This is a genomic window from Methanolobus sp. (genome assembly GCF_030682845.1).
Taxonomy (GTDB): domain Archaea; phylum Halobacteriota; class Methanosarcinia; order Methanosarcinales; family Methanosarcinaceae; genus Methanolobus.
This window is the reverse complement of the sequence record NZ_JAUXNK010000075.1, coordinates 84630-110840: the sequence shown is the minus strand read 5'-3', so window position 1 is coordinate 110840 and position 26211 is coordinate 84630. Positions and strand designations below refer to the sequence as shown.

Genomic DNA, 26211 nt, shown 5'->3' with positions numbered 1-26211 from the left:
ACGGTTTATGAAAAGGCGAGAGATCTATTCAGATCTTTACTGTGTACCGCCTGTCATTGTGCGCGTTGATGGCCGCAACTTCAGACATGTGCTCTTGCGCATGGGATTTGAAAGACCATATGACATCAAGTTCGCATCTGCAATGGCAGATGCTGCGGAGCTTTTCTTCAAGCATAGCGGCCTGAGTCCGGTGTTTGCTTACACTTTTTCGGACGAGATCAGTTTCTTTTTCAATGAATTAGCTTTTGATGGCAGGATAGAGAAACTTGATTCCGTGATAGCTTCGTTTATCAGCAGTGCGCTGACATTACTTCTAAAGCCCGACGAGCCCCTATCCTTTGATTCAAGGATCATACCTATACATGAAAACCTTATTGAGGAATATCTTGTGTGGAGGCAGGCTGAAGCGTGGCGCAACTGTATCAATTCCCATGCCTATTACGCACTCCTTAGTGAAGGGATGGACGAAAAGAGCGCTGCAGGACTCCTGCGAAGTAAAAAGTCAGGACAGATGCATGAACTGCTTTTCCAGCGCGGCACAAATGTAGCGGCTGTTCCGGCCTGGCAGAGACGTGGGATCATGGTGCTCAGGGAAATATATGAGGTTGAGGGTTTTAATCCCTGCCTGCAAGAAGAAACACTGGCCACCCGCACCCGGATAAAGCAGGACTGGGAACTGCCACTTTTCAAAGCCGGAGATGGAGCGGATCTTATTGATGAACTGCTCAGTTTAAAAGAGCAGAATGACCGCATAAGAAAAAGCATTTAAGGAGATAGGCAATTATACAGCACACGATTGCAACGGTGAACCTATGGACAGACTTGAACTTATAAAAAGGAACGTACAGGAAATAGTAACAGAAGAGGAGCTGACAAAACTCCTGGAAACAAAAGAGCATCCTACTGCTTATGTAGGGTACGAACCTAGCGGCAAGATCCATATGGGGCACGTGCTGACTGTCAACAAGCTCCTTGACCTGCAGAAAGCAGGCTTTAAGATAACCGTCTTGCTGGCAGATGTCCACGCATATCTCAACCAGAAAGGAACGCTAGAACAGGTTCGTGAGACTGCGGACTATAACAAGCGCTGTTTCATTGCCCTGGGACTGGACCCTGAAGAGACGAACTTCGTCTACGGGTCAGATTACCAGCTCAAGCCGGATTACATGCTGAATGTCCTCAAACTCACGCGTCTCACCTCCCTTAACCGGGCCAGGAGGAGCATGGACGAGGTAGGGCGACAGATGGATGACCCGAAGGTGTCCCAGATGGTCTACCCCATCATGCAGGCGATAGATATCGCAATGCTGGGAGTTGATGTGGCTGTTGGCGGTATCGACCAGCGCAAGATCCACATGCTTGCAAGAGAGGGACTTCCGGCACTGGGCTATAATGCCCCGCTGTGCATTCATACTCCCATTATCCTCGGATTTGACGGCAATAAGATGTCCTCGTCAAATGACAATTTCATTTCTGTCGATGATTCCGAGGCAGAGATCAATGCCAAAATGAAAAAAGCATTCTGCCCTGCGGGGGAAATTGAGAACAACCCTGTGCTGGAACTATTCAGGTATCACATCTCTCCGCGCTATGAAGAGATTGTATTTGAACGGCCTGAAAAGTTCGGAGGGGACCTCAAGTGCAAAGGTTACGGGGAGCTTCAGGAAGTCTATGCAAGCGGCCAGCTTCACCCCATGGACCTGAAGAACGGTGCTGCACGCTATATGAATATGATATTGGAAAGCGTAAGATCCGTAATATGATCTTATGGGAAAGACAAACTCTCAAATCGAAATATATATAATCGAAATGAGGACATAATAATATTAGAAGTATATTTCAAAAAGGGATTTGGATGAAATACACATTCCAGGATTCAACTGCATTACCATTGCAAAGGGATTTTATTCAGGACCTGAATGACTTCATAGGAACTGCCAAGAAAGTCATTCCTCTGGAAAATTCTGCCATTGAGCTTAGCGAGGATGAATCCGAGGAGATATCTTCCCTCGAATTAAGGATAATGGAGCTGGATAAATTCAGTAAGGATGTCCAGGCTTATGTAGATCAGCTTTCCAGGGATGCAAGGGACAAGGAAATACTGGAATGCCGCAACTCTGTTATGGATGCCTGCATTGCAAGCTCAACAAAGGGACTGAAGAGCCTGAACCATAAATTGGACCTGATCAGAAACGATTCAGAAAGCGGATTATATAAACTGGAGAAAGAGATCCTTGCCACTCTGAACCCTCTTTTCAGATCAGGCATATACGGGACAACGAACCAATATCATATTTCCATGAAGGAAGGTGCCCTCGTTGGCACAATGATGGCAGTATTTTCAGGCATGGAATATACATCCGAACTCACCTATGCCCATGAGACACTTACCATCAAGGAAGCATACGGAGACCTGTTCCTGCCTACATGGACAAAATCCGGCCTGATCCATAAGGAGAACAAGGTCAAGATGATCGATGTTTCCGAGTATCTTGTCACTTCTGTGAACTATGACGGAGTTGACCATATCGATGCCACCTTCGAAACAAGGAAGAGGGACCAGCAGTTCAGAATCAGTTGCAATGATGGCAACTGCCAGATCAATTTCGGCGAAACCGATATAACAGCCGATGAGACCCTCATAAAGTCAGTCAAGCTGGAAAGCATCGAGGACCTTATGAGCGAACTGCGCAAGTATGTCGAGTTGTTCATACGCTCGCAGACCCTCACCCGAATAATGCTTGACGGGAGGGATGCCGTTCGCACCAATGAAGTGTTCGACTGCCTCAAGCTGATAGCTCAGCAGTACGGGGAAATTGTCAGGGAATCCTTCGAGCGCGGTTATGTCAAGAACGAGATAACCATCAAGGTAGAAGCCTCCGATGGCACCCGTACCGAGAAATACATAACCAAGCAAGAGGCCTTTGACAGGCTTTCCGAGATCGGAAGCGAAGGGCTTGAGCTGGCAAGTATCCTCGGCCTGGACTGATAGCAAAGCATAAATTAAATATCAGTTCCTATCTTCTTTTAGAATATCAGGTGAGTGGATACAGGGGTACTATCGTGGAGCGTTCAATTGAAGATATCAAAAAGAAGATTATTAGTAACGATGCAGTAGTGATGACCTCGCAGGAGATATGCGAGCTTGTGGAAAAAGGAGAAGGCATCACGATCAGGGATGTTGATGTGGTGACCACCGCCACAAGGGCGGTAATGAGCGGGACCTATGCCGTGCTTTCTTTCCCGGTAGAATCCCCTTTTCCCTTCAAGAGAGCGTCAAAGGTTTTCCTTAACGGAATAACCGCACATGTAGGACCATGTCCCAACGAAAGCCTTGGCATGCTCGACCTGGTAGTTTTCGGGACAGCACATTCACACACAATTCCCGGATACGGCGCAGGCCACCTTTTCCGGGAGATGGCAGAAAAGAAGTCAATAGATGTTGCAGTCACCACTGAAGGGAACGAAACTTTCCACACACAGGTCACACTGGACGGGATGCCTCACGCAAAATTGTTTGCCACCAGGCACACATTCAAAAACTACGCAGCTTTTGTTAACTGTTCCGGGAAGCCTGTCGGCACGATATTCCACGCCACGGAATTCGAGCCTGATATGAAGACTGCGACATTCTCAGGATGCGGCCAGATCAATCCTCTGAAGAATGACCCGCAGCTTGAGACAATCGGAATAGGCACACGGATGCTCATGAACGGTGCACAGGGTTTTGTCATCGGAGAAGGGACACGCAGCAGTCCGGCAAGGCCAAACCTCACCGGATTTGCAGATATGCACGACATGGACCCTTCTCTCATGGGAGGGTTCTCCACTTCTGCCGGGCCCGAGTGCATAGTCTCATGGGCGATACCTATTCCCGTTGTCAGCCAGTCAGTGCTTGATGCCATCATTGTGACAGATCCGGATGTACCGATGCCCGTAATGGATGTGGACAGGCGCGTGACGATTGGCAGTACCAGTTATGCAGACGGCTGGAGGGGCACCGATATCTCCGTGGAGTTCAGGCCTTCATCATGTATCCAGTGTGAAGAATGCAGGGCTGCAGAGTGTTGCCCTATGGATGCGATACATTACAATAATGACAGGCCGGTCATGAACATGAGACAATGTTTCAACTGCGGCCTGTGTACTACCCAATGTCCAGGGAATGTATTCCGCGCAGAGCTTGGGAGCATCCGGTTCGAGATGGAAGGCAGGATGCACGAGGTTCCAATAGTGCTGAGGCAGTCTGACCGTAAAAGAGCATTGGAGCTTGAAGAAAAGCTCAAAAGAATGATACTTGACGGCTCTTTTGTGATCAGTCAGATGGTTGATACGATCCGGTCATGAACCTGCGCAGTATATCTCCTGGGCACATGTTTATATTTGGAGCATCTGCGTTCCCGGGATTCACTTTCACAACGATAATGCCGTGATCATTATCTTGCAGGATATGTTTCAGTTCCTCATGGCTGTCGGCCCGGCAGACCCTTCTGTTGCCGGCTCCCATTGCAACCTTTGACAAATCAGCTCCTTTTGATGTTGCTGTAGGCTGATCGCCTGTGGAACCGTAAGAGCCGTTATCAATTATGACAAGAAGATAATTTTCCGGAGCCTGTGTGGCTATGGTTGCCAGGCTCCCCAGATTCATGAGTACAGAGCCGTCACCATCAATGGCTATGATCTTCCTCCTGGGAAGGGAAAGCGCAAGGCCAAGACCGATGGACGAGGCCAGGCCCATGGAGCCAAGCATGTAGAAATTGCCAGGAGTGTCGCATACGCTGTAGAGTTCCTTGCAGGGTATACCGATATTACATACAAGGAGAGCATCATCTTGTCCTGCTTTTTGGGCTATCTCCCTGATAGCGTCGATACGTTGCATGCTTGCATCACCTCCAGAAAGGGATTGGCAAAAGCACTGCTGAAGGTTTCTTTCCCTCAAGTGCGGTTTTCCAGGCCACCTGTATCTTCTCTATTGCATCGGCCTTTGAATCCGGAAGAAAATAAGGGATTTCGAGTATTTCCAGCAACTGCGTAGTCAGCTCCCCCATGGGCACCTGGGCACATATAGGCTCACCTTCAACCCCGCGATGGCTCATTATCATTACAAGAGGAATGCCATACAATTGATTCAAAGAGGCAAGCGCATTGACAGAATTCCCAAGCCCCGAGTTTTGCATCAGCATCGCGGGCCTTCTGCCTCCCATGTAGGCGCCTGCACATACTCCGACACCCTCTTCCTCCCTGGTCACAGGCACATGGATGATATCAGGGTCCCGATGCACCATTTGGATAACTTCCTTCAGGTTAAGGCAGGGCACACTGACTACAAAGTCAATGCCTGCTCTCTTCATACCCTGGTATACAGCCTCCGAAGAGGTTCCATCCACCGGCAAAGGTTTCACCATACCTTCAGGTCTATACCCTCTATACGTATATTCTTACCCTCTACACCCACGACCATCCCGGAGTGGACTTTCTGCATCATACAGTATTCCGGGATGAATTTGACTGTCTGGCCGACCTTTGGGAGTTGCCCTCTGGAAATTCTGCCCTCAAAGGCAAGTATCATGCAAAGGCCAAGATCCTTGAACTTGAAGTCCTCCCTGCCTAAGCGATGCAGGGGACCCACAAGGTGTATAGTGTATATGCCGGGATCTATATCGATCACCTTTGCAAAATGAGTGACAGGGCAGGCAAGTGGCCTGTAGCGTATGAAATCACCGACCTGTATCTCAACTGAGCCATCGAACGGATGGATGAACTCCCTGCAGGAGCATTCGTCCCTGAGAGGAGCCAGCATGAAGTCTGCTTCAAGCCCGTCGATAATGCCTATTATCTTTTCTTCCTGAGTTGTGTCGGTACCTACAAGAGCTGTCAGTTTCTCGAGGTTTTCCCGGAAAGTATCCCTCTCGAGGAAAGGACAGCGCTGGAGGTCCTCCGAACTTTTCAGCTGTGCAGCAAAATCCCTGCACTGCCTGAAACCGCAGCTTCCGCAGTTATAACCAGGCAGGAGTGACAGGACGTCAGTCAATGCTCACTCACCCCTGTACTCCATGAAACCGTCAAGCTGCCTCAACACGCCCATGTGATGCTTGCGCGCCACACGGGTCTCTCCTGTACACAGGGAGCATATGGCAAGCGGAGGGTTGTATCGCAACACCATGTTCTCACACACATCCGGGCCTTCGGTGACCATTTCAGCAAGTTCGAAAGCCCCTTTTCCGGTAAGCCCGTTGGCCTCAACTATGATACATCCGGGATTGACATCAAGCACCCTCTCCCTGAATACCTCCCTCTCGGCCTGGGAAACCAGGTCGCCTTTTGTCATAACGACTATATCCGCAGTTGTGAGCAGGGGACCCACTTTCAGGGGCGTGTTAGGTCCGGTTGTGACATCGATCACACAGATGGCCAGGCATTCGTCCGGGTATGGCGCACATCGAAGGCACAGTCCTGCAGTCTCGTTCAAAACTATGTCAGCACCATTGGATGCCCCCCAATCCAGCATTGCATCGGTGTTATAGATCGTGAAATGATCGGGGCACATGTCCTTTGCAAGACCCACATGTACCGGGATGCCAAGCTTGCTGAAGCGCTGATCGTCATCTGTCCACAGGCAATCGACCTTAACGACAGCCGGTTTCTTTCCGCTTTTAATAAGCGACCTGATGGTATGGAGCAGCACAGATGTTTTACCTGAACCCGGAGTACCCGCAAGTACCACCAGCTTCATGCCAGCTCCTCTACGATCTCTCCCCTGCGAATGGTATCCCTCAGAGACATGAGCCAGTTGTCCACCTGAGTGATCCTGCCACACACATCCTGCTCCTCCCTGCTGGTGGTGATGATGTCCATCATTGCACCGTTGCGGATAACTATCCTGCGGGATGCCATTAGTGCCAGGACCGGGTCATGAGTGACTACAACAACGATCTTACCCTCACCTGAAAGCAACCTGAGAGCCTCCTGCTTTTTAATACCTGCATTCTCGATCTCGTCTATCAGGACTACAGGGGAATCACTTATGACCGCAATGTCTGCTGTCATCAGGGACCGTGACTGGCCTCCGCTGAGGACTGTCAGGTAATGGTCGGGGGATATAGGCTCTCCTGTCAGGGTGTTGGCAAGTTCGATAACCCTGTCCACGAGCTCAGGCCCCTTACCCCTGCTGCGCGCATGCATGTGCAAGAAATCAACAACTGTCATGTCTGCCAGGAAATGCATCTTCTGGGACAGCTGTGCCACAAGTTTTTTCCGCGGATCTACACGGATAACAGCATCCGGCCTTTTACCGTTGATAAGTAGGGACCTGCCAGTGGGCGTGTCTCCCTGGGCAAGCTGTTCTATATCATCTATGAGGGTGCTCTTGCCCGAGCCGGTCGGCCCCACAATTCCTATGATCTCGCCTTTGCTTACTTCCACGAATTTCACAGGTTCAGGGACCCCATCCTTATCTACACCGCCAAGTATTGTTAGAGTCAGTTCTTCGTTCATATCTATCCACCAAACACACTTTGTACCATAGTTACAATCATATCCTCTGCATGGGAGTCTTTTGCAGACACCCTTACAGATGGCTCAATTATCTTTGTGGGATAGTCCTGCATCAGCCTCTTCTGACCGCCGCCGGTTATGTTCAGGACTATCCGGTCGTCGGGCTGGACACTGCCTTCCCGTACTGCTTTCACCAGTGCTGCAACAGCCACCGCAGCAGCAGGATTTATGTCTATGCCTTCTTCCTTTTCAAACACTGCCTGTGATTCAGCCGCTTCCTCATTCCTTATTGCATATACAGTGCCGCCTGTAGCTTCAAGCGCGTCCCTGACGCCTCCTTTTATCGCATATGGAGGTTTCCGGTTGAACAGCACGTCATCATACATCCCTCCTGGACATTCTGGTTCAACAGCATCAGCTCCATACTTAAGAGAGTACAGCGGAGCACAGGGGAGGCTCTGTGCCAGATGAAGGCGTGGGAGCTTTGAGCCGAACCTGCCATCCTCTATCAGCCGCATGGATGCCTCCCAGGCAGATATTCCGCCTGTACCGCTCCCCACCGCCTGGAAATAATGATCCGGAAGTGAACCTGCCGTGAGAACGGCATCAAGCATAACAGTCCCCATGCCGTCCCTCCTGGCGACGTTCCTGGCCCCGCCTTCATTCACAAACCCTTCCCTTGAGGCAATCTTGCCTGCAAGGGAAATAGCATCAAAATAATCACCTTCCACTGTAGCCAGGAAGACCGCGGAGGTGTCGTCATGGGTTGTCCATAACCTGTGTGAGCTCTCCTGTGGTACAATCAGGAGCAGAGGCTGTCCGGTGATGCTGCACACGTGGGAAAAAGCTCTTGCAGTGTTGCCTGCAGATGCCACCACCATTATCCTTGCCTCATCCTGTTCCCTCAGTCGCTGCATGGTCGGGAATGATTCCAGGTCCTTGAATGTGCAGGTCATCATCCTGGCATCTCTTTGTGGCCAGTAACCATTGAAGGCTATCCACAGGTCCTTAAGCTCCAATTCCGAGGCAAGCTTTTCACTTTTGTAAGTGACAGTCTTTCCCGAACCTTCTTCGATGATGCCCTGTACAGGTAACCATTCCTTATACCGCCATATACCAGGCATGTCCACAGGCTGAAGCTGCCTGGCTGAATACTCTGCACGCAGGAGAGCATCGTCACCATTCCTGCAGCTCAGTGAATATGGCCCATGGATTTCCCCGCAGTGCAAACATCTGACAGTATACTTATTCATTAACTCAAGTGAACAAAAATATGTTATAAAACTATCCCTTCTCGGAGCATGTTTTACCTGAGTAGGGCAAATAATATAGAGATATTAATACATATAGGACATATAAGAGGTAAATATACATAGATTACGATACGCGCATTTCCAAAAACAGGAACTGAAGAAGAGGGAATGAAAAAGAGATAGAGAAGAGAATTTTCTCTGTAAATGGAGCTTATTTTTCCTCTGCATCATCCATTGTCAGATGGTAAGCCTCCTTCCCTGCTACTTGTCCCATCCTGTAAAAGTTACGTACATCCGGACCGAAATTGTCGATCAGACTATTGATCCGCATGAAACTTTCAGAAAGTTTCTTATTGTGATCTTCATTCAGACCGTTCTGCTGTATCCTTGAGAGATGCTCACCCATCAGGCCGTCAAGCATGCCCTTGAAATGCCATTGAGGGGCTTCCTGTGGAGTTATACTGATAGAAGCCTGATATGCTTTCATGGCCTGATCATGCTTTTTTAACCCAAGGAGAGCTATGATCTTTCCGGATACCGCCTCAAGGTCGCCGGAATCTTTTTCCAGCAAAGTCGTAAATGCATCGACAGCTTCCGCGAACTTCCTTTGCTTGTTAAGCAACATGCCCCGGTATCTTTTCAGCCGGATGTCTTCCGGGAACTTTTCCTCTGCTTTTCCCAGGAGTTTAACTGCCTCATCATCCCTATCCACCATGCTCAGGACCATTGTGTTCATCACGAGCCTTTCCATTTCATCTTCTATCTGCATGAGGAAAGCCTCTGCAAAACCTATGCCGCGTTCGGTCTGCCCAAGTGCGTCATATATAACGGCTATCTGGAACAGGTTGTCCATAGTGGGATCCTTGCTGAAATCCTGTTTAAGACCTCTCAGGTCTTCCAGAAGCCTCTCCCTTGGATCTGTACTATCGGTCGTATTATCCATACATATATATTGGAAATTACGCTTTAAAACTTTCCGAAGGATGAACCGGAATCATCCGCAAAAGGTAGCCGGAGAGAGATGAATGGTTATCCAGTACAACATCTGCCTTTGATAACTTATCGGCAGTAACGTAAGTGGGAACGCCCACGCAAAAAAGCCCGGCACTTTTTGCAGCCTGAACGCCCATAGGAGCATTCTCGATGACGATGCATTCTTCCTTCTGGATACCAAGCAGTTCCACAGCTTTCAGGTATGGGTCAGGAAAGGGTTTCCCTCGCTGCACGTCATCTCCGCACACGACCACATTGAATATGTCCGGGAAGAACTCATCCAGTAATCGCATGACTGTTACTCTCTCGGAGCCTGTCACAACGGCAAGATCGAACAGTCGAGCGAGTTTTTCAAGGCAATCATAGATTCCCTCAAAAGGTCTCACCCGGGATATGCTGGAAAATATCTCCACTTTCCTGGCGAGTATAGGATCGTAATGTATGGGATCCAGATCCCTCCCAGCCTTATGGAAAAGCCACTGAAGACCCAGTATATGATTGGCTCCTTCTATCTCGTAAATATCATCCCGGCTGACATGAACACCCCATTCACGGGAAACCTGTATCCATGCATCTGCATGGGACTGCATAGAGTCCAGCAGCACGCCATCCATATCAAAAATAAGAGATTTCAGCATGGTGAGAAAAGGGGGATATGCACGATAAAGTTTGTGATATCCACCCCTGCAACTTACTTCTCACTCACCCGGATATACTCGGTGGTCCCATTGTACCATCTTACCGGCAGCTCATAGTCAAGTGTGTCACTATAGGCTGTCGGCAGGAAGAAAGCTGTGCCCCTGTCCTGCAAAGAGGTAACAAATTCAGGATCTATGAGCCCTATCATCTCGTGTAGACGGGCGGCTTCCGAGGACTTACCCAGACGATACAGGGCAAATTCCTTATTGTACATAGCTGAGACGGAAGCGGGATCCAATTCCAGCACTCTGTCATAACTCACAATTGCACCTTCCGTATCTCCCCGGACATTCTGGACAAAGCCCCTGTTATACCATGCAGTGATACAGTCGGGATCCAGCTCCAATGCCTTATCGTAATAATAGATAGCACCTTTGGGACTACTGAGCATGTAAGCCAGCATACCCCTGTGATACCAGGCAGAGGGATTTTCGGAGTTAATGGATATTGACTTATCAAACATATCCGCTGCAGTTGCCGGATCGCCCATGAGATAATAGGCAAATCCCTTCTGGTTCCACGCTTTGGTATTCTCTGGCTCAAGTTCAAGTATACGGTCGTATACCTCAATAGCCATTGAATACTGGCCGGCTTTCTCGTAGGTTGTTCCCATTATGAAAAGCACCTCAGTGTCATCCGGGTGTATTTCCAGTATGCGCTCATTGTAGCCGATAGCTTTGCCGTAATTGCCCATCTGCGCCGAGGACATGCTCTGGTACATAAGTACGGTCACATTTGAATTATCATGCTGCAGAACCTTATCAAAAGATTCCAGTGAATCATCATACATGTAAGCCTTATATTGCGCCAATCCCCGCATATACCAGATTTCGGTATTCTGAGGATCTTCTGCCAGCATGGCATCATAAGACTCTATGGCGTAAGCATACAGTGAAAGGCTTTCGCAAACAGACGCCTTATAGTATAGAGCTTTCTGGTTGCCAGGTTCCTGTTGCAGTACCCTCTCAAAATATTCCAGTGCTGTCCATTCATCCATATTCCTATAATGTGAGATCCCTGTCCTTAGAAGGGCTTCAGGATCATTAGGCTGTGCCAGAAGAGCCTTTTCATGAAGTCCAAGTGCTTCCTCATGCATACCTAACAGGTCGAATGAGAAGCCTTTGCCGGACCATGCAGCAGTTGAATCACTGTTTAACATCAATGCCTTATCATAGCAGGCCATGGCATCTTCGGGCATGTTCATGCCATTGAGAGCATCGCCTTTGCCTGCCCACAGCTGATCAAGGCTTACAGGCATGCCAAGTGTTTCATAGGCACCAGCAGCTTTCCTTGTACTGTACGCGGGTGCAGGTGAAAAGCTGTTGTAAAGAACAAAGGCATTGGGCAACAGCATATCGTTAGCTGTGTTCCCTGACAATTTGTTGTTGTTCGCAATGGTCATGGATCTCAGGAGAACGCTGGAAGTGCCGTTCTGCTTCTGAAGTCCGGCATTCATCTTCTCTGTTGCACCAGGATGCGAGGGCTGCAACTCAAGCACCGTTTCATAGCAAACGATAGATTCGGCCGATCTTCCCAGGCTGTCCAGGGAATTGCCTTTATTGAACCATGCATCTACGAAGCCGGGCTCAAGTTCGAGAACTCGGTCATAATATCCTATTGCATCGCTGTGCTTTCCAAGACGGGAGAGATCTGCAGCACCGGCATACCAGGCAGCTGCAAAATCCGGGTCCAGACTGAGAGCACTTGAATAGGATTTTAGCGCCATACTGCTTTTTCCAAGCCGGTCATAATCCTGACCCATCTCATACCATACCCGGGGATAGGATGCATCTATTTTGAGAGCCTGAGCATAGCAATCAATGGCTTTATCGTACTGTTGCAAGTTGTCCAGTGCAACGGCCTTCTTATACCATACGACAGCAAAGCCCTTTTCCTGACCCAGCACCCTGTCATAGGCATCGACAGCCTCCTTGTGCCTGCCAAGCCTGTCATAAGCCAGTCCTTTATTATACCATATCCCGGCAGTATCGGATGTGAAAACAGGTTGTTCATCATAGGAAGCCATCACATCGATGCTTGAAGCAAAAATATCCGGCGTATCAACCGGATTTGAAAGTGAGAGCCTGCGCTGGCTCTGGAGCTGAAGGGACATATCATAGGCAAGGATAGCCTCATCATACATACCCAGAGAATCCAGCAAAAAGCCTTTCTTTGACCAGACCTCTTTATTGGCGGGTTCATATGTAAGGATCTGTTCATATGCCCTTAATGCATACTCATAGTTTCCCTGATCCTCATAATTACGTCCCATGCCATACCATGCTTCGGAACTGGAGGGATTGACCATAAGCAGGAGATCATAATCCTCTATTGCTTCTTCGATAGCGCCTGTTTTTTCCCAGGCCTTCGCCCTGTTCAAAAGAGCGTCCTCATAAGAGGGATCAAGCTCGATCGCCTGGCTATAACAACCAATGGCATCCTCATGATTTCCCATTGCATCGAGTACAAGCCCTTTTTCATACCATACTACGGCATTGTAAGGTTCGATTAAGAGCACACTGTCTAACAGCTGTAAAGCCTTGCCGTACTCCCCGGAGCCATAAGATTTGAGACCCTTCCTATGCAATGAATCTGCATATGATGATGTGAGTGCGGTGGCATTCTCATAGCACACCAGGGCTTCCTCGTATCTGCCAGCTTTCTCCAGTGCTTTACCCTTATGATAAAATATGGTAGCAGCCCGGGGGTCAAACTCCGTTAATTGGGATACATTGTCCCCATGTGACAGAACAATGCTGCCGATGTCAAAACCATTATCGTAGTCAGAACCGCCTTTTTCAAGCCTGTTCAGGGACATGTCATAGGCACTTATAGCATTCTCATAATCCCCCGTTGCGGAAAGGATAAGCCCTTTCTTGAAATGTGCTGTAGGGGAGCCAGGATATCTGTTGAGCAGGATTTTGTTTACGTCATAAGCTTCCTGGTACTGCCCCGACAGGAACAGAATTGAGACCTTATTATCCAGTGTTTCGGCATTTGAGGAATCCAGAGCCAGAGCCTTGTTATAATATTCGAGTGCCTGGTCGTAATTTCCATCTTTTGTGAGAGCAACAGCATGTGAATTCTAATCCTTTACGTCAGTGCTGGCACTGACAGCCAGAGGGCTAAAAAGAAATGTTGCAATAAACATCAGTGTTAAGGAAAGCACATATATTTTCGTTTTCATGGGAATCATTTTTTAGCGTGATGTGGTTACTCGAGGATAGATTTGAAGATATATACGGATAACGAATGTTAGTTAATTAACTATCATCCTTATTAAATATAAGTATTCTACTCTATTTTCACTTTCATAAGACGTCTTATGGCTACTGATTATCCTGCCTGGGATATGCAGTCCTCCAGGGTACTTGCAGTATTCCCATGCGCATAAGTAAAATAGTAATTAAGGACATTATAAAACAGGGGAAGGGAACAATGAGTTTATTCAGTAACAGAATTGATGCAGGTCAAAAGCTTGCAGAGAGACTTTCCGGATATTCAGGGCACAAGGACTTGCTTGTGCTTGCGCTGCCACGGGGAGGAGTGCCGGTTGCTTTTGAGGTTGCCAAGGAGCTGGGAGCGCAACTTGATGTGTTCATTGTCAGGAAACTGGGAGTTCCGGGTCATGAGGAGCTGGCGATGGGAGCCATTGCCAGCGGAGGCATACGTGTGCTGAATATGGATGTGGTCAGATCCCTTAGAATCTCCGATAATACTATCGCTACTGTCGCTGCTGCTGAGCAGGTGGAACTGGAGAGAAGGGAACAGACATACCGTAAAGGAAAACCGGAGCCACATATAGCCGGCAGGACAGTTATCCTGATAGATGACGGATTAGCTACAGGCGCTACTATGAGTGCGGCAGTAAAAGCTGTCAGGACCCAGAAGCCTGCGCATCTTATAGTGGCAGTTCCTACTGCAGCAAAAGACACTTGTGAGAACTTTGCGGCAGAGGTTGACGAGACAATATGCCTGACAACTCCTGAGCCTTTCTACGGTGTAGGCGCCTGGTATACGGATTTTTCTCAGACTAGCGACAACGAGGTTTGCAACTTACTGGAGAAGGCTGCAAAAATGGAAACTCAGGAGGAGGGTAAGGGATGATGGGCCCCATAATCGAAGAGCATGTCAGCATTCCGCTGGGTCCGATCATTCTTGAAGGAGATCAGAACATACCTGATGGTGCGGCATGCATTGTGGTGTTTGCACACGGCAGCGGAAGCAGCAGGCACAGTCCTCGGAACAGGTATGTCGCGCAGCAACTTCAGGACAGAGGGTTTGCAACACTGCTGTTCGACCTGCTGACCCCGGAAGAAGAGAATATAGATGCAGTGACAGCCCATCTTCGCTTTGATATAGAGCTGCTTGCTACCCGTCTTGTCGCGGCAACCGACTGGCTGTTGCAACAACCAGCTACAGAAAAATTCCGAATAGGTTATTTTGGGGCCAGTACGGGTGCTGCTGCAGCTCTTATCGCTGCTGCCCGCAGGCCTGAAGCTGTCATGACCGTGGTGTCCAGGGGAGGCAGGCCAGACCTTGCAAAAGATTCCCTTGCAAATGTAAAAGCTTCCACGCTGCTCATTGTGGGAGGTATGGATACACCTGTAATAGAGATGAACAAATGGGCTCTGGACAGGCTGAATGTACAGAAAGAGATGAGAATAGTTCCGGGGGCTACTCACCTGTTCCAGGAGCCGGGCAAACTTGAGGAAGTTGCTGCTATTGCAGGAGAATGGTTCGCAGGGAACCTTGGCTCGCTCAGATGAGATGTGAAAGGAAGATAAAAATACCAGGCAGAATTCTCTAGATATCCTTCCAAAAACTATCTTTTGCTTTAGAACAGGCTTCATAGGTGCATTTTTAAATAATGTAATGCAATTAGCAACATTCCGGCAGAAAAATATAATACTATGCTAACTGTTGCTTTGAGATATAGTACCAACTGACTAACACTCAGTATCAACACTCACTATCATAACTGAAGATCCAGAGAAATACCACCTATGTCCACACGATCAAGAGATATAGCAGTCAGACACCTCAACAAAGGGGTGTCCTTCATCGAGAAAGGGTTATATGAGGATGCGCTTCATGCCCTGGAGCTGGCAGAACACAGTGTAAAGGAAGCCGAATCTCCCGAGATCCATGCCAGCGTATTGCAGACATACGCCGATCTCTTGCTTTCAACGGGCCGTGAGGATGATGCTTTTGAAAGATACAGGCTCGCTGTTGATGTCAGCAATGATCTTTCGGTCAACGGCTATGTAAATTACGAACAGAGGGCAGGTATTTTCAGTAATCTGGCTGGCATCCTGGAAAAAAAGGGATCCAAAGAAGAGGCAAGGAAAAATTATGATATATCCATACACGCTTATGATAAACTTCTGGGGAGTGACAGTAACAACATGACTTACAGGTCAAACGCTGCTTCAACGCTGAACAACCTTGGAGCCCTGCTGGCGGAAGAGGGAGAAGAGGAAGCTGCACAGAAAAGCTTTGAAAAAGCTCTACGCATACTCCGGGAGAGTCCCGAGGAAGCTGGCAGGGCTACGACCCTGCAGTTCAAGATGGCAACTATCCTTGAGAATCTCCTCAATCTTGAGGCAGGCAGCTCGCCAGGGGATCTTTCGGAAGAGAAGTACCGGCAACTGGTGGATACCTACCGCAGAATTATCGAGATGGACCCAACAGCACTTTATGTTGAGAGGCTCGCCTTTGCCCTGAAGGGCTATGCAGATGTGCTCATGTCTGCCGGTAAAACCATTGATGCCAAAGCCCTGTACGCCGAGGCACAGGCAATAGAGGAACGCCTTGCTGCAGAAAGGAAAGATGACAGCGCAGCTAACGCTGCAGGAGCCCCGTCAGAGGATATAAATCATGAACTTTTTGCAGAATCAAAGGAACCGGAAAGTGAGAGAGAGAAGCTCATCAATTCTTTGCAATACTTCCGGGAGTTACTTGAGAATGAACCTGAGAACCCGGAATACCGCTCAGGGATCATCTCTGTGCTCAGGGAACTTAATGAGTTTGTAGACCAGGAGGAAAGTTCCCGGGAAAAACTCCGAGACCATGAGCTAATACTCACAACATGCGAGCTGCTACAGGACATCGATCCTTCCAACATGTCCTATCGGCTGAATGTTGCTTTTGCTCTGGATATCCGCGGAAAGCTCCTAAAGGATCTGCATGAGGAAAGCATGGCTATGCAGGATCTTGTCCTGGCATCTGATATTGCACTGGAAGCTCTTGAAGCAGAAGCATCGGATGAGATGTTCCAGTCCGGCGCCAGGTATATTATCGATGATCTGCGACATTTTGCAGAAGGGATAGATGAAGGTCAGGAAAAGATCCGGGCCTGCGAGATAATACTTAAGAGGCTTATAAGGCTTGGCGGGATCATGCAGGATGATGCCGGCATCAAAAAGGATATTGCAGGCCTGCAGGATGAGACAGGGAAGCTTATGCTGGGCATGGAGATGCACAATGAGGCTGCAGAGCATTTTGAAAAGGCTGCCGCAATGTATGAGTCACTGATGTCCGTTGAGGGTAGCAATGAAGAATACATGGATAAGCTCGTTTCCGCTCTTGAAGCCGTCGGTATTGTCCGGACAGACCTCAAAGAAAAAGACAAGGCCCTTGAGATATATTTCAGACTCTGTGGCATGGAGCCTTCTGTTAAGAGCCATAGGGATAAAGTTGACAGCATCCTCATGAACATGGAGAGGGATCCCCTTGATGCCAGCAACAGGCAAGCGCTTATCGCTGAATACGGGAAGATACTTGCAATGCGTGAGAAACTGCTTGCAATAGAGCCTGATAACCTGCGATACTTCCAGAACATAATAAGCCTCAGGGAGGAGATAGCAAACCTGATGATCGATGAGGGACAGGTCGCAGAAGGGTTGGACATCTACTTGAAACTCATTTCAGGAGAGGGTAAGAATTCACAGTACCGCCTAAAGGTCACTCGCATGCTGGAGAACTTGAAGGTGTCTGTTCCTGAGATAGAGGATTTTGAGCAGAGGATCAAAAGCTATGACATGCTGCTCAGGCTGTGTGAGAAGCTTGCTGAGATGGACCCTGGCAATATATACATCGGAAAAGACAGTGCTGCCATACTGGAGAATATGGCACTGCAACTCGATGAGAATGGATACATGGACGAGGCAAGGAAGTACTATGAAAGTGCATTATCATCCTATGGAGAACTGGCCGCAGTGGATACTTCGAGTCTTTTCTACCTTGAAAGAACAGCATCCATGAGATGCAAGCTAGGCGCCCTGCTGACTGATATGGGACAGGTGGAAGAGGCACGAGGCTTGTTTGAAGCATCTTTTATGGAATACCAGACACTTCTCGGAGAGAACAGCCACAACATTGAGTATCAGCAGAACGTAGCGTATATACTTAACAACCTGGGGTACTTCCTTCTTGAGGAAGGAGAGCTAGAGAGAGCAAAGCCCCTGTACGAGAATGCACTCAAAAGATACGCCATGATTCTTGAGGAAGAGCCTGATAACGTGTCATACAGGGAAAGCGCAGCATGCACCCTGAACAACCTTGGCTACATACTTGAGAATATGGGTAAAGAAGATGATGCACTCTGGATGTACGAAAAAGCAAAGGAACTGATAGGTAATTGATATAACAGCCCCGTAAAAATCCCCTTCTTGTTTTCATTCGCAAGTAGCACCAAGGGGACTTATCTTTTTTAAATCATTGCGCAAGTATTAGTAGTAAATAGGCCACTACAAAGCCTAAATTTCAGTTATTGGTGTTGAATCTTTCAGATAATGGTCAAAAAGATCTTTTCCCCATTTAAGCGCATCCTTTGTACTACACAGGATGTACTTGCTATCAACATCCCCATTTTTCTTTAGCATGTTTATAACTATATGGTAATCATCAAATGTAAAGAATAAAAAGTTCATGTTTTTATCGTAGACGTATAAATTAAAATATTTACTTTTAATGAAAACTTTAAAATCTTCATAATATTCATTTCTTACTTTATCAAACAAATTCTCAGACACAATATAATTAGTAGTGATTTTATTATCTATCATCTCAGTGAATCTTGATTGGTAATCAGGATAAAAGATGTTACCAACTGAATAGACATATTCTGTTATTTTATTGTGATGGTATGTTTTATGCAGAGAATACAAGTCCGCAAGGGGAGGATTAATAATCTCATAACTCCTCAACTCTTTGATTCTTTTCAGTAGAGCTGGTGGAATAAAATCGAAATCATGAGTTCCCCAGTAATCAATATCTGCATCCAAAATTTCAAGGGTACCCACCAGTGGAGCCATCTCATCAACTGTCAGTCTACCAATGGCTGTCAGTCCATAGGTATCTTCGTAGTGATTAACAAGGTGATGCTCTTCCAGTATCCTTATCTGAGGCAGCAGAGCCTGCCTGGTAGTACCAAGGGATTTGAGAAGATATTCCATTTCCTTCGCACTGTCCTGCAAGAGTAAAAGTGCTTGTTTTCTCTTCTCTGACATTAACAGCACGTCAATTAATGGTTTCTTCACTTGCGACACTCCTCTTAATACAACTATATTTTCAAATACTCCCCTCAAAAAAGTATAAGGGCTTATTTGTATTTATAAGAATCTAAATACTGGAATAAGCATATTTTTTGAGCTGCACCTAATTTAGTTCTCATTTATACGCCTCCAACCGGGAAAATGATTCATGCAGCTGGGATATCTTTAACTGGCTACCTCAAAGAGTCAGAGAAGAAGATGATGTGCTTCGGATTTACGAAAAAACAAGGGAACTGAGTGGTAATTGAGTTTACCACCCGTTATTTTTCCCCTGGACGGAGGGACTGACTATAATCGCAATGTTGACAATAACCCCGGCACATCCCGGCATTGCCGTGATGTACCCCAACTTGCTCATACTCCGATATTTACTGTACCCACACTCTTTTACTTCCCACTCCTAATCCACTATTCCCACTGAACCACCACAGTCCATCGTTTCCCACTAAACCGCTCATACTCCACTTATTGTGTGTTACTGCATGGATAAGGACAAGGTTCAATGTTTGGAGGGAGAGGTTGAGGGGATGAGCCTTTGCCCTTATTCCATTTTGCAGTTACATTTCGTTTTTACTTATCGGGATTTCCGGTTAAGTTACATATCATACCTATATGTAAATTGGTCATTGCAGTTTCCTGCGTCGCAGGCATTGCACCTGCAAATCCTAGTAATTGATTATACTATATAAATATATCTATACTATCTAATATAATAATCATCATCATTATGATATACACGATTTATGAAGTTTTAGCCATAAGAGTAATAGAAACAGAACGAATGCAATTCAGGTCGGAAAGCATTGATTATTACTTTCGGAGGACTTTCCTCAGGATTAAATAGGATGGTCTATAATCTCAAAAGAAATCATATAGCTTCCACGGGCCTGGAGAAATAGATGTTCCCAGAACTGATAATACATAACACCATCAGCCTTGATGGATCCCTGGCAGGGTTTAGCGCAGATATAGGATTGCACTACCGGATACTAGGTTCCCTTGGACCTGATGCGATGCTGGTCAGCTCCAATACAGCTAAGACCGGAGCCGAGATGTTTATCGGCAATATCCCGTCAGAAGAGCCATCCGATATCGTAAAGTCTGCATATAAAGGAGATGAAGCAAGACCTTACTGGATAATTGCGGACAGCAGGGGCATTCTGGAAGGTATGCTACATGTGTTCAGGCGATCGGAATATTGCCAGGATGTAATCGTACTGATTTCCGAAGGAACGCCTGCTTCATATGCAGAGTACCTGCAACAGAGAGATTATGACCACATTATCACAGGTAAGGAACAGGCAGGCACTTGAGATATGCAATCAGAGATATGGCTTCGGGAAAATTGTGACTGATTGTGGCAGCACGCTATGTGGCATACTGCTGGATCAGGGACTGGCAAGCATGATCAGCCTGGTGGTCACACCAGCAATAGCCGGAAAAGAGAATCTATGCCTGTTCGGGAAAACTGTGAAGGCAGGCGTGACCCTGGAACTGGTAAGGCAGGATGTATTTGACAGCGGACATTTGCATGTGCTTTACCGGGTGATCGAAGGGTAATCCTACAATAGACCAGCCTGACTGAAAATGTAGGCGAATATTGCGCCAAATGTGACAGTCTCCACCTGACTCTGACTGCATGGAAGGGGGCTTGTTAATGCATATATTGCAAAACAGACTAACACGCCAATAGCAATCGCACAAATGATCGTATCTTCTGTTTCCATCTTGTACCTGCCTGATCTGTCCCGCGCAATGACAGTATGCTATAAAGCCGTGACCTTGGGCTTTAGATGCAAATGGTCATGATATTTTATCAGATATGCTATATACTAATAAGCCAATTGTATAGCAATATCCAGTTGAGGTTAATCGGGATGAAGGGATGGATTCTTTACAAATATACCCAGAAAGAACTGTGGCCTGATGCTTATGAGATTCATCGCCTGATAGAAACAGCACGCAAAAGGAACATAGAGATACAGGTTGTAAGACCCGAACAGATAGACCTCATTGTTACAAGGGAAGATCGCAAGAGCATACTTCTCGATGGAAAGATAGTTTCACTACCGGATTTCCTGCTTCCGCGTACAGGAGCCGGGACCACCTATTTCGGGATGGCGGTTATCAGACATCTTGAAAGGCTTGGCGTCCGCACATTTAACTCAGCCCATAGCATAGACACTGTCAAGGATAAACTTTATTCGCAGCAGATACTTGCAGAGAATAATATCCCTGTGCCAAGGACCATGCTTGCAAAATACCCTGTAAATGTGGACCTTGTGGAAAAATACCTGGGATTTCCTCTTGTCATAAAGACCATTTCAGGGTCCCGCGGAAAAGGAGTATACCTCTCGGACAATAAGGCAAGTTTTAACGACCTGATGCCTTTAATACACTCAACCGATCCTAAACTGAACATAATACTCCAGGAGTTCATACAGACGAGTAAAGGCAGGGACCTCAGAGTCTTTGTTCTTGGCGGCCGGCCCATAGCCTGCATAGAAAGGACATCCAGGGATGGGAATTTCAAAGCAAACTTTTCAACAGGCGGGCATGTGAAAAGTTACGAGATGACGCCTGAAATAGAATGGCTTGCAACAGAGACCTCGCGTATCTTTGGCCTTGATATAGCCGGAATCGACCTGTTATTTGACGGGAACCACTTCAAGGTGTGCGAAGCAAATTCTTCACCAGGGTTCCAGGGAATCGAAAGCTGCTGCGATATAGACATAGCTAACGAAGTATATAATTTCATAAAAATAAGGCTTGGTATTTTCGATGACTGAGCAACTGTATGCTAAAGCAATAAATTAAAAAAGTAGAAGTATTTGCAAGAGATATTTCTACCAATTTAAAGGAAATCACCGGATGCATGGTAACCACAGCCCGGACAGAAGTAAAATAGATTCATGCCCAGCATATGTTTCTTAAGTGTCCCTTTGCACCTGGAACAGGATTTTCTCTCTTGTACTTCCACTTTCCCACCTTATGCAAACACCATTACCGAATCCATTCTGGCAGTTCCCTTCTGCGTCCAATATCCACATATCTCACAATGCTGTATGTTTTGGTCCATGTCATGCAAGCGTGCCTTACACTCAGGACATTCTTTTAGCTGCTTCAAATATTCACCCCACTATTTTCAGGAAATGTACCTGTCCCCCACCCGTTAATAGATTATAAGGGTGCCCGGGGAACTCCATCCTGACATTAACATATAACCCCATGTTTTTATTTAATCTAAACCCTACTTAAATTCAATAGCTTGTCACAAATCATACGGCTTTGAATATTCTAACAGCTCTTGGTCACAGACTGGCAGTTATATGTGGTGTCAGCCTGACAGGGAACATAGACAAATAGCTCTAAACAAAATGAGTGTAAGGAATTGAATAGATGATTCGGGAATTTATGACTAAGATGCCCTTGATTTGCAGCACAGCATTCATTGCAGATTCCGCTGAGATAATCGGGGATGTGCAGATCGGGGAGTTCTCCAGTGTATGGTTCAATGCAGTCATCAGGGGAGACATGGGAAAGATAATCATCGGTAACAGGACCAGTATACAGGATAGCGTGGTCATCCACACTGATCCTTCCATAGTGACAGAAATAAAAGACAATGTAACAGTCGGCCATGGAGCAGTTCTTCATGGATGCAGGATAGGAAACAATGTAATGATAGGAATGAATGCCACGGTCCTGAATGGTGCTGTCATCGGGGACTACTCCATCATTGGAGCTAACGCGCTGGTAGCCCCGGGCAAGGTGTTTGCTGAAGGAAGTGTAATTCTGGGTATTCCCGCCGACATCAAAAGACAGGTGAATGAGAAGGAAAAGGAACACATAGAGGAAAACGCTGCCTCGTATGTGGAACTTGCAAACCGTTACAAGGAAATGTCGCCTGAATATCTGTAATAAATAATAACTGCCACTCGTGACTGATACCCTTAGAACCAGTAAAAGAGAGCAGGAAATGAATGATGCCTGCTACTATTCCTTTCTTCCGAAGATTAACGCCAGTCCTATCAATATTGTCATGGGAAATAGTATTGTAGGGAACTCCGGTATGTCAGAGACAGGAACTTTCATTCCATAATAGAACATATTGTGTTCATCACTACAGGCCTCAAGAGTGCTCTCGTTGAATGCGACAACTTTTCCTGCACTGGAGAACTGCCCCTCCAGGACATCGTATGTGACTGAGAAAGACACACTCTTACCTGCTTCAAGGGTTCCATATTCCCCTATATCTCCAAAGATAGTATCTGTGACAATGATGTCATCAAATGATACATTACCGATGTTGGTAACAAAATACTCTGCAGTGGCCTGTGAGCCTGCAACAAACCCTTGGCCCGGAGAATTACCTGCATCCTGCCCGTTAAGGAGAATTACCAGATCCACCTTCGCAATCTCTGCAGTATTGCCCGTGTATTCCCTGCCGCCGTAAGATACATAGCTGCGCCCCTTATGAAGCCACCAGCCGCGCTCGTCTTTAACATTCTCTTCCGTGTTGGGATCACTATCCGGGACAGACATCATTGAAGCAGGAATTGTGTCACTGTCATTTACATCCACATCATCTGGAGTATATTCATGAGGAAGATTCAAACCGAGAATTGCAGCGAGCATTACTACAAAGAACAGTAAGAGCAAATAACCCGTTTTCATTTTTATCCCTGAGGCATCTGAATTATCCCTAGTGCCAGCAAGATATTATAATGCAGGTCCTATATAATTATGTATCGCATGGATCTTACCTGCATGGAGTGTTACTGATACAATGGTAAGGAACATTAATACCCGAAAATATATACGGCCCTATTGAAATAGAGTATCAGGGGTAGTGGGTAAAAAGACCATTGTCGAATTCAGATTTACCTGACAGACATATCCCTTTACGAACAATATAAGGAGGTATAGGGGACATGGGACTAAAGAAACTGGCTTTTATTACTATAGCTACAAAAATAATAGCCTCTCTGATCAAAAGGAGAAAATGACATTCTGCAGAATAAGATTGTCGGGTGTCAGTGCAGAAAGAGATCAGCCAGTATTTGAAAAGACCCGGGAAGGCTGGCCAGGGTTATAACAATCCGAATCATGGAGACAACATGCTTGAGACTACCGCATTCGGCCTGTCAGTAATTGTGTCAGGAGCTATTTTCATCGGACTTATGTTCTGGCTCTGGAGCAAAAGGAACCTTACCCTGCAAAGAAAAGGCCAGATCACCTTGTTCCTGCTGGTAGGACTGACAGGAGTGATATATGCTTCCTTTGCTTTTGCGCTGATATCCTTTGACAATGCATCTTACTCTAGTGAGGGGCGAAACCTGGGAAATACCGATTACGACCAGATGATATCAAGTGCACGGCAAGCAGGCTACATTGTCGAAGGTCCAATGTATATTGATTCAGACTTATTTGAGGCAAGTGGCATCTGGTCTCCCGGAGTCTCTCAGGTCAGAGCATATCTTGGAGACAGCTTCTGGGTCAGTTCCTTGAATTACTATTTTCCAGACGGGATATCGATGGAAGCAAAATTTGGAAATGGGACAACGATCATCACTTTCTATAACGAGACCTGGCAGGATCCGTCCTTCAGACATTTTGAAACCGAGCATCTTCCCGACGATGAAGTGATGACAGAGCTATTCAGGACTATGTTTGGAATAAGTGATGCAGCAGCTCAAACATATCTGGTTCGGCTAAAGGAAAACATCGAGAGTGAAGAAAGTGCCACGGTCATAGTTACTCATCCACCGGACTTTAATTCAACATATACGGATATGAAGAGCAGAAGTGATGCTTTCAGCTTCACAGAAACGACAGGTTCCGGCTCAATAAGACAATTATTCTATGAGGATGACAGGATAGCAGGAAGTATCAATTATATTCTGCAGAATTCAAGAGTGATCCATCGACAAAACGGGAACGATTACATCATACAGGCCGACCCCAAAGGAGGAGTAAATCTTCATGTCCGGCTTACAACAGAAAAAGAGATACCTGAGGAAGATTACAGAAGTGTTTTCAGGAAAATGTTCTCTGACCTTGGCTTGGATTCAGATGAAGTTGATAATTTTGAGTTTGAATATTCTCCATCGCAATGGTGACAGGCTGCCGGGGTTTCAGTTATGGTTGCTATCATTCAGTCTTGTTGCCATCAACTTCCTGCTGCTGACGTGAAGACCTGTGGATTTCCCTGAACATGACCCTCAGCACCCTGTCCCTGATCATGTTGCGCTCTTTATATGTACACTTGTAGTACACCCTTATTTTCATGCCTTCCTTGTCTGAATCCAGCCTCATTGTAACCCGTGTTGATACCGTCTTCCCGATCTCCAAGGATATCCTTTCCAGCAATTCATCAAGGTCCAGGAACATATCCCCCATATCAACCGGCATTTTCTTCAGGTATAGGTCAAACTCACTGCTAAAACGGCTTCTTCCATAATTGTGAATAGGTTTTTCCAGGAACATCTTATTGGGTATCTTATAAAAATCCTCATAAGTTTCGGGAGAATCGTCCAGAAGTACATAGAACATTCCTATATGCTTGACAAGCCCTTCCACCCCTTCGATACTTATATAGTCCCCTATCTTGAAGGGTTTTTTCGTGAGCAGGATAAACCATGCAATGTATGAAAGGATAACATCCCTTATCGCAAAAGCAAAACCTGTAGCAATCAGACCGAAGAAAATCGCTATGTTCTGGACAGTTATTCCCAGCTGCACAAAGATAAAGACCGACGCTATAGAATACAGCAGGCCGATATACGCTTTTGTGAGCAATATCTTCTGTTCAGGTTCAAAAGTGTCCCCGAAAAAGTCCATAATACTATTAACTGTCAGCCTGGCAGCCACAGATGCAAGTGCATATGCCAGAAGGATAGTAATGACCAGCTCCACATATTCCATGATGGCCTGTGGGATATTGATGATGTTTTGCTGGTTGGCGAGCACAATGGATGCCATTACCATGCTCAGGAGCAAGAACAATAATATTGTCCGGTTCAGGAAAGTGTGTTTCAGCCGCCCTTTGAACTCGTTCAGTGAATTTCCATTTTTCTTCCCAGTGGGTGGTTCTGTGACCATAAAAGTACCTTTTTAAAGCATTTTTGCCTAGTCATGGCTTTAGTGCATATATATCTTTGTCGGATATATGAATCTATAGGCTGTAGAAAAACTATTCGGATGTAATGCCC

24 protein-coding genes and 1 pseudogene are annotated in these 26211 nt (G+C 46.6%); 12 read left to right on the top strand and 13 right to left on the bottom strand.

Annotated features, from left to right (window positions below; translation table 11 throughout):
- Window positions 1-7 precede the first annotated feature (7 nt).
- The 4 genes from Q8J68_RS10080 to Q8J68_RS10065 all read left to right on the top strand — a co-directional run bounded on the left by Q8J68_RS10080 (window position 8) and on the right by Q8J68_RS10065 (window position 4347).
- Window positions 8-769, top strand: coding sequence for a tRNA(His) guanylyltransferase Thg1 family protein (locus tag Q8J68_RS10080; protein WP_305311392.1), 762 nt, complete (start codon window positions 8-10; stop codon window positions 767-769).
- 43 nt (window positions 770-812) lie between these two features.
- Complete coding sequence (locus Q8J68_RS10075; RefSeq protein ID WP_305311391.1) at window positions 813-1763, top strand: tyrosine--tRNA ligase; 951 nt, start codon at window positions 813-815, stop codon at window positions 1761-1763.
- Window positions 1764-1855: 92 nt separating this feature from the next.
- Window positions 1856-2989: a hypothetical protein gene (locus Q8J68_RS10070; RefSeq protein WP_305311390.1), complete on the top strand. Its 1134-nt coding sequence runs from the start codon at window positions 1856-1858 to the stop codon at window positions 2987-2989.
- Between the two features lie 50 nt (window positions 2990-3039).
- A complete protein-coding gene (locus tag Q8J68_RS10065) occupies window positions 3040-4347 on the top strand; it encodes a methanogenesis marker 16 metalloprotein (RefSeq protein ID WP_305311389.1) in 1308 nt (435 codons plus the stop codon).
- On the opposite strand, the gene comE is transcribed toward Q8J68_RS10065, so the two are convergent.
- The 10 genes and pseudogenes from comE to Q8J68_RS14990 form a co-directional block, all read right to left on the bottom strand.
- Window positions 4316-4879, bottom strand: coding sequence for a sulfopyruvate decarboxylase subunit beta (gene comE, locus Q8J68_RS10060; protein ID WP_305311388.1), 564 nt, complete (start codon window positions 4877-4879; stop codon window positions 4316-4318). The two genes, Q8J68_RS10065 and comE, sit on opposite strands and share 32 nt — an antisense overlap.
- 7 nt (window positions 4880-4886) lie before the next feature.
- The gene (gene comD / locus Q8J68_RS10055; protein WP_305311387.1) at window positions 4887-5405 is read right to left on the bottom strand and encodes a sulfopyruvate decarboxylase subunit alpha; all 519 of its coding nucleotides are present in this window, start codon (window positions 5403-5405) and stop codon (window positions 4887-4889) included.
- Entirely contained in the window at window positions 5399-6031 is a 633-nt protein-coding gene (locus Q8J68_RS10050; protein ID WP_305311386.1) for a (Fe-S)-binding protein, read from the bottom strand. The genes comD and Q8J68_RS10050 overlap by 7 nt, the downstream gene beginning before the upstream one ends.
- A gap of 3 nt (window positions 6032-6034) precedes the next feature.
- Entirely contained in the window at window positions 6035-6733 is a 699-nt protein-coding gene (locus Q8J68_RS10045) for a GTP-binding protein (RefSeq protein WP_305311385.1), read from the bottom strand.
- Window positions 6730-7494 (bottom strand): ATP-binding cassette domain-containing protein, encoded by a 765-nt coding sequence (locus Q8J68_RS10040; RefSeq protein WP_305311384.1) that lies wholly within the window; start codon window positions 7492-7494, stop codon window positions 6730-6732. Before Q8J68_RS10040 ends, Q8J68_RS10045 begins: the two co-directional genes overlap by 4 nt.
- A gap of 2 nt (window positions 7495-7496) precedes the next feature.
- Window positions 7497-8747: a cysteate synthase gene (locus tag Q8J68_RS10035; protein ID WP_305311383.1), complete on the bottom strand. Its 1251-nt coding sequence runs from the start codon at window positions 8745-8747 to the stop codon at window positions 7497-7499.
- Between the two features lie 211 nt (window positions 8748-8958).
- The gene (locus Q8J68_RS10030; protein WP_305311382.1) at window positions 8959-9690 is read right to left on the bottom strand and encodes a tetratricopeptide repeat protein; all 732 of its coding nucleotides are present in this window, start codon (window positions 9688-9690) and stop codon (window positions 8959-8961) included.
- A gap of 16 nt (window positions 9691-9706) precedes the next feature.
- A complete protein-coding gene (locus Q8J68_RS10025) occupies window positions 9707-10378 on the bottom strand; it encodes an HAD family phosphatase (RefSeq protein ID WP_305311381.1) in 672 nt (223 codons plus the stop codon).
- A gap of 53 nt (window positions 10379-10431) precedes the next feature.
- Window positions 10432-13257: a tetratricopeptide repeat protein gene (locus Q8J68_RS10020; RefSeq protein ID WP_305311380.1), complete on the bottom strand. Its 2826-nt coding sequence runs from the start codon at window positions 13255-13257 to the stop codon at window positions 10432-10434.
- Window positions 13258-13341: 84 nt separating this feature from the next.
- Window positions 13342-13503 (bottom strand): annotated as a pseudogene (locus Q8J68_RS14990) (tetratricopeptide repeat protein); the annotation flags it as partial.
- A gap of 374 nt (window positions 13504-13877) precedes the next feature.
- Here Q8J68_RS14990 and Q8J68_RS10015 point away from each other — a divergent pair.
- The 3 genes from Q8J68_RS10015 to Q8J68_RS10005 all read left to right on the top strand — a co-directional run bounded on the left by Q8J68_RS10015 (window position 13878) and on the right by Q8J68_RS10005 (window position 18085).
- Window positions 13878-14546 carry a phosphoribosyltransferase gene (locus Q8J68_RS10015; RefSeq protein WP_305311379.1) on the top strand — a complete coding sequence of 223 codons (669 nt, stop codon included), beginning with the start codon at window positions 13878-13880 and terminating at the stop codon, window positions 14544-14546.
- Window positions 14543-15208, top strand: a complete 666-nt coding sequence (locus Q8J68_RS10010; protein ID WP_305311378.1) for a dienelactone hydrolase family protein — start codon at window positions 14543-14545, stop codon at window positions 15206-15208. The genes Q8J68_RS10015 and Q8J68_RS10010 overlap by 4 nt, the downstream gene beginning before the upstream one ends.
- A gap of 237 nt (window positions 15209-15445) precedes the next feature.
- A complete protein-coding gene (locus Q8J68_RS10005) occupies window positions 15446-18085 on the top strand; it encodes a tetratricopeptide repeat protein (protein WP_305311377.1) in 2640 nt (879 codons plus the stop codon).
- Between the two features lie 114 nt (window positions 18086-18199).
- Here the strand turns inward: Q8J68_RS10005 and Q8J68_RS10000 are convergent, their stop codons facing one another.
- Complete coding sequence (locus Q8J68_RS10000) at window positions 18200-18982, bottom strand: winged helix-turn-helix domain-containing protein (protein WP_305311376.1); 783 nt, start codon at window positions 18980-18982, stop codon at window positions 18200-18202.
- A gap of 914 nt (window positions 18983-19896) precedes the next feature.
- On the opposite strand from Q8J68_RS10000, the gene Q8J68_RS09995 reads away from it, so the two are divergent.
- From Q8J68_RS09995 to Q8J68_RS09980, 4 genes are all read left to right on the top strand, one after another.
- Window positions 19897-20310 (top strand): hypothetical protein, encoded by a 414-nt coding sequence (locus Q8J68_RS09995; RefSeq protein ID WP_305311375.1) that lies wholly within the window; start codon window positions 19897-19899, stop codon window positions 20308-20310.
- Entirely contained in the window at window positions 20270-20557 is a 288-nt protein-coding gene (locus tag Q8J68_RS09990) for a dihydrofolate reductase family protein (RefSeq protein WP_305311374.1), read from the top strand. The genes Q8J68_RS09995 and Q8J68_RS09990 overlap by 41 nt, the downstream gene beginning before the upstream one ends.
- Window positions 20558-20874: 317 nt before the next feature.
- A complete protein-coding gene (locus Q8J68_RS09985) occupies window positions 20875-21786 on the top strand; it encodes a RimK family alpha-L-glutamate ligase (RefSeq protein WP_305311373.1) in 912 nt (303 codons plus the stop codon).
- A gap of 610 nt (window positions 21787-22396) precedes the next feature.
- On the top strand, window positions 22397-22918 hold the full coding sequence (locus Q8J68_RS09980) for a gamma carbonic anhydrase family protein (RefSeq protein ID WP_370867628.1): 522 nt from the start codon (window positions 22397-22399) through the stop codon (window positions 22916-22918).
- Window positions 22919-22993: 75 nt separating this feature from the next.
- On the opposite strand, the gene Q8J68_RS09975 is transcribed toward Q8J68_RS09980, so the two are convergent.
- A complete protein-coding gene (locus tag Q8J68_RS09975; protein WP_305311371.1) occupies window positions 22994-23674 on the bottom strand; it encodes a hypothetical protein in 681 nt (226 codons plus the stop codon).
- Between the two features lie 443 nt (window positions 23675-24117).
- On the opposite strand from Q8J68_RS09975, the gene Q8J68_RS09970 reads away from it, so the two are divergent.
- Entirely contained in the window at window positions 24118-25119 is a 1002-nt protein-coding gene (locus Q8J68_RS09970; RefSeq protein ID WP_305311370.1) for a hypothetical protein, read from the top strand.
- Window positions 25120-25150: 31 nt separating this feature from the next.
- Here the strand turns inward: Q8J68_RS09970 and Q8J68_RS09965 are convergent, their stop codons facing one another.
- Window positions 25151-26101, bottom strand: a complete 951-nt coding sequence (locus Q8J68_RS09965; RefSeq protein ID WP_305311369.1) for a mechanosensitive ion channel family protein — start codon at window positions 26099-26101, stop codon at window positions 25151-25153.
- Window positions 26102-26211 lie beyond the last annotated feature (110 nt).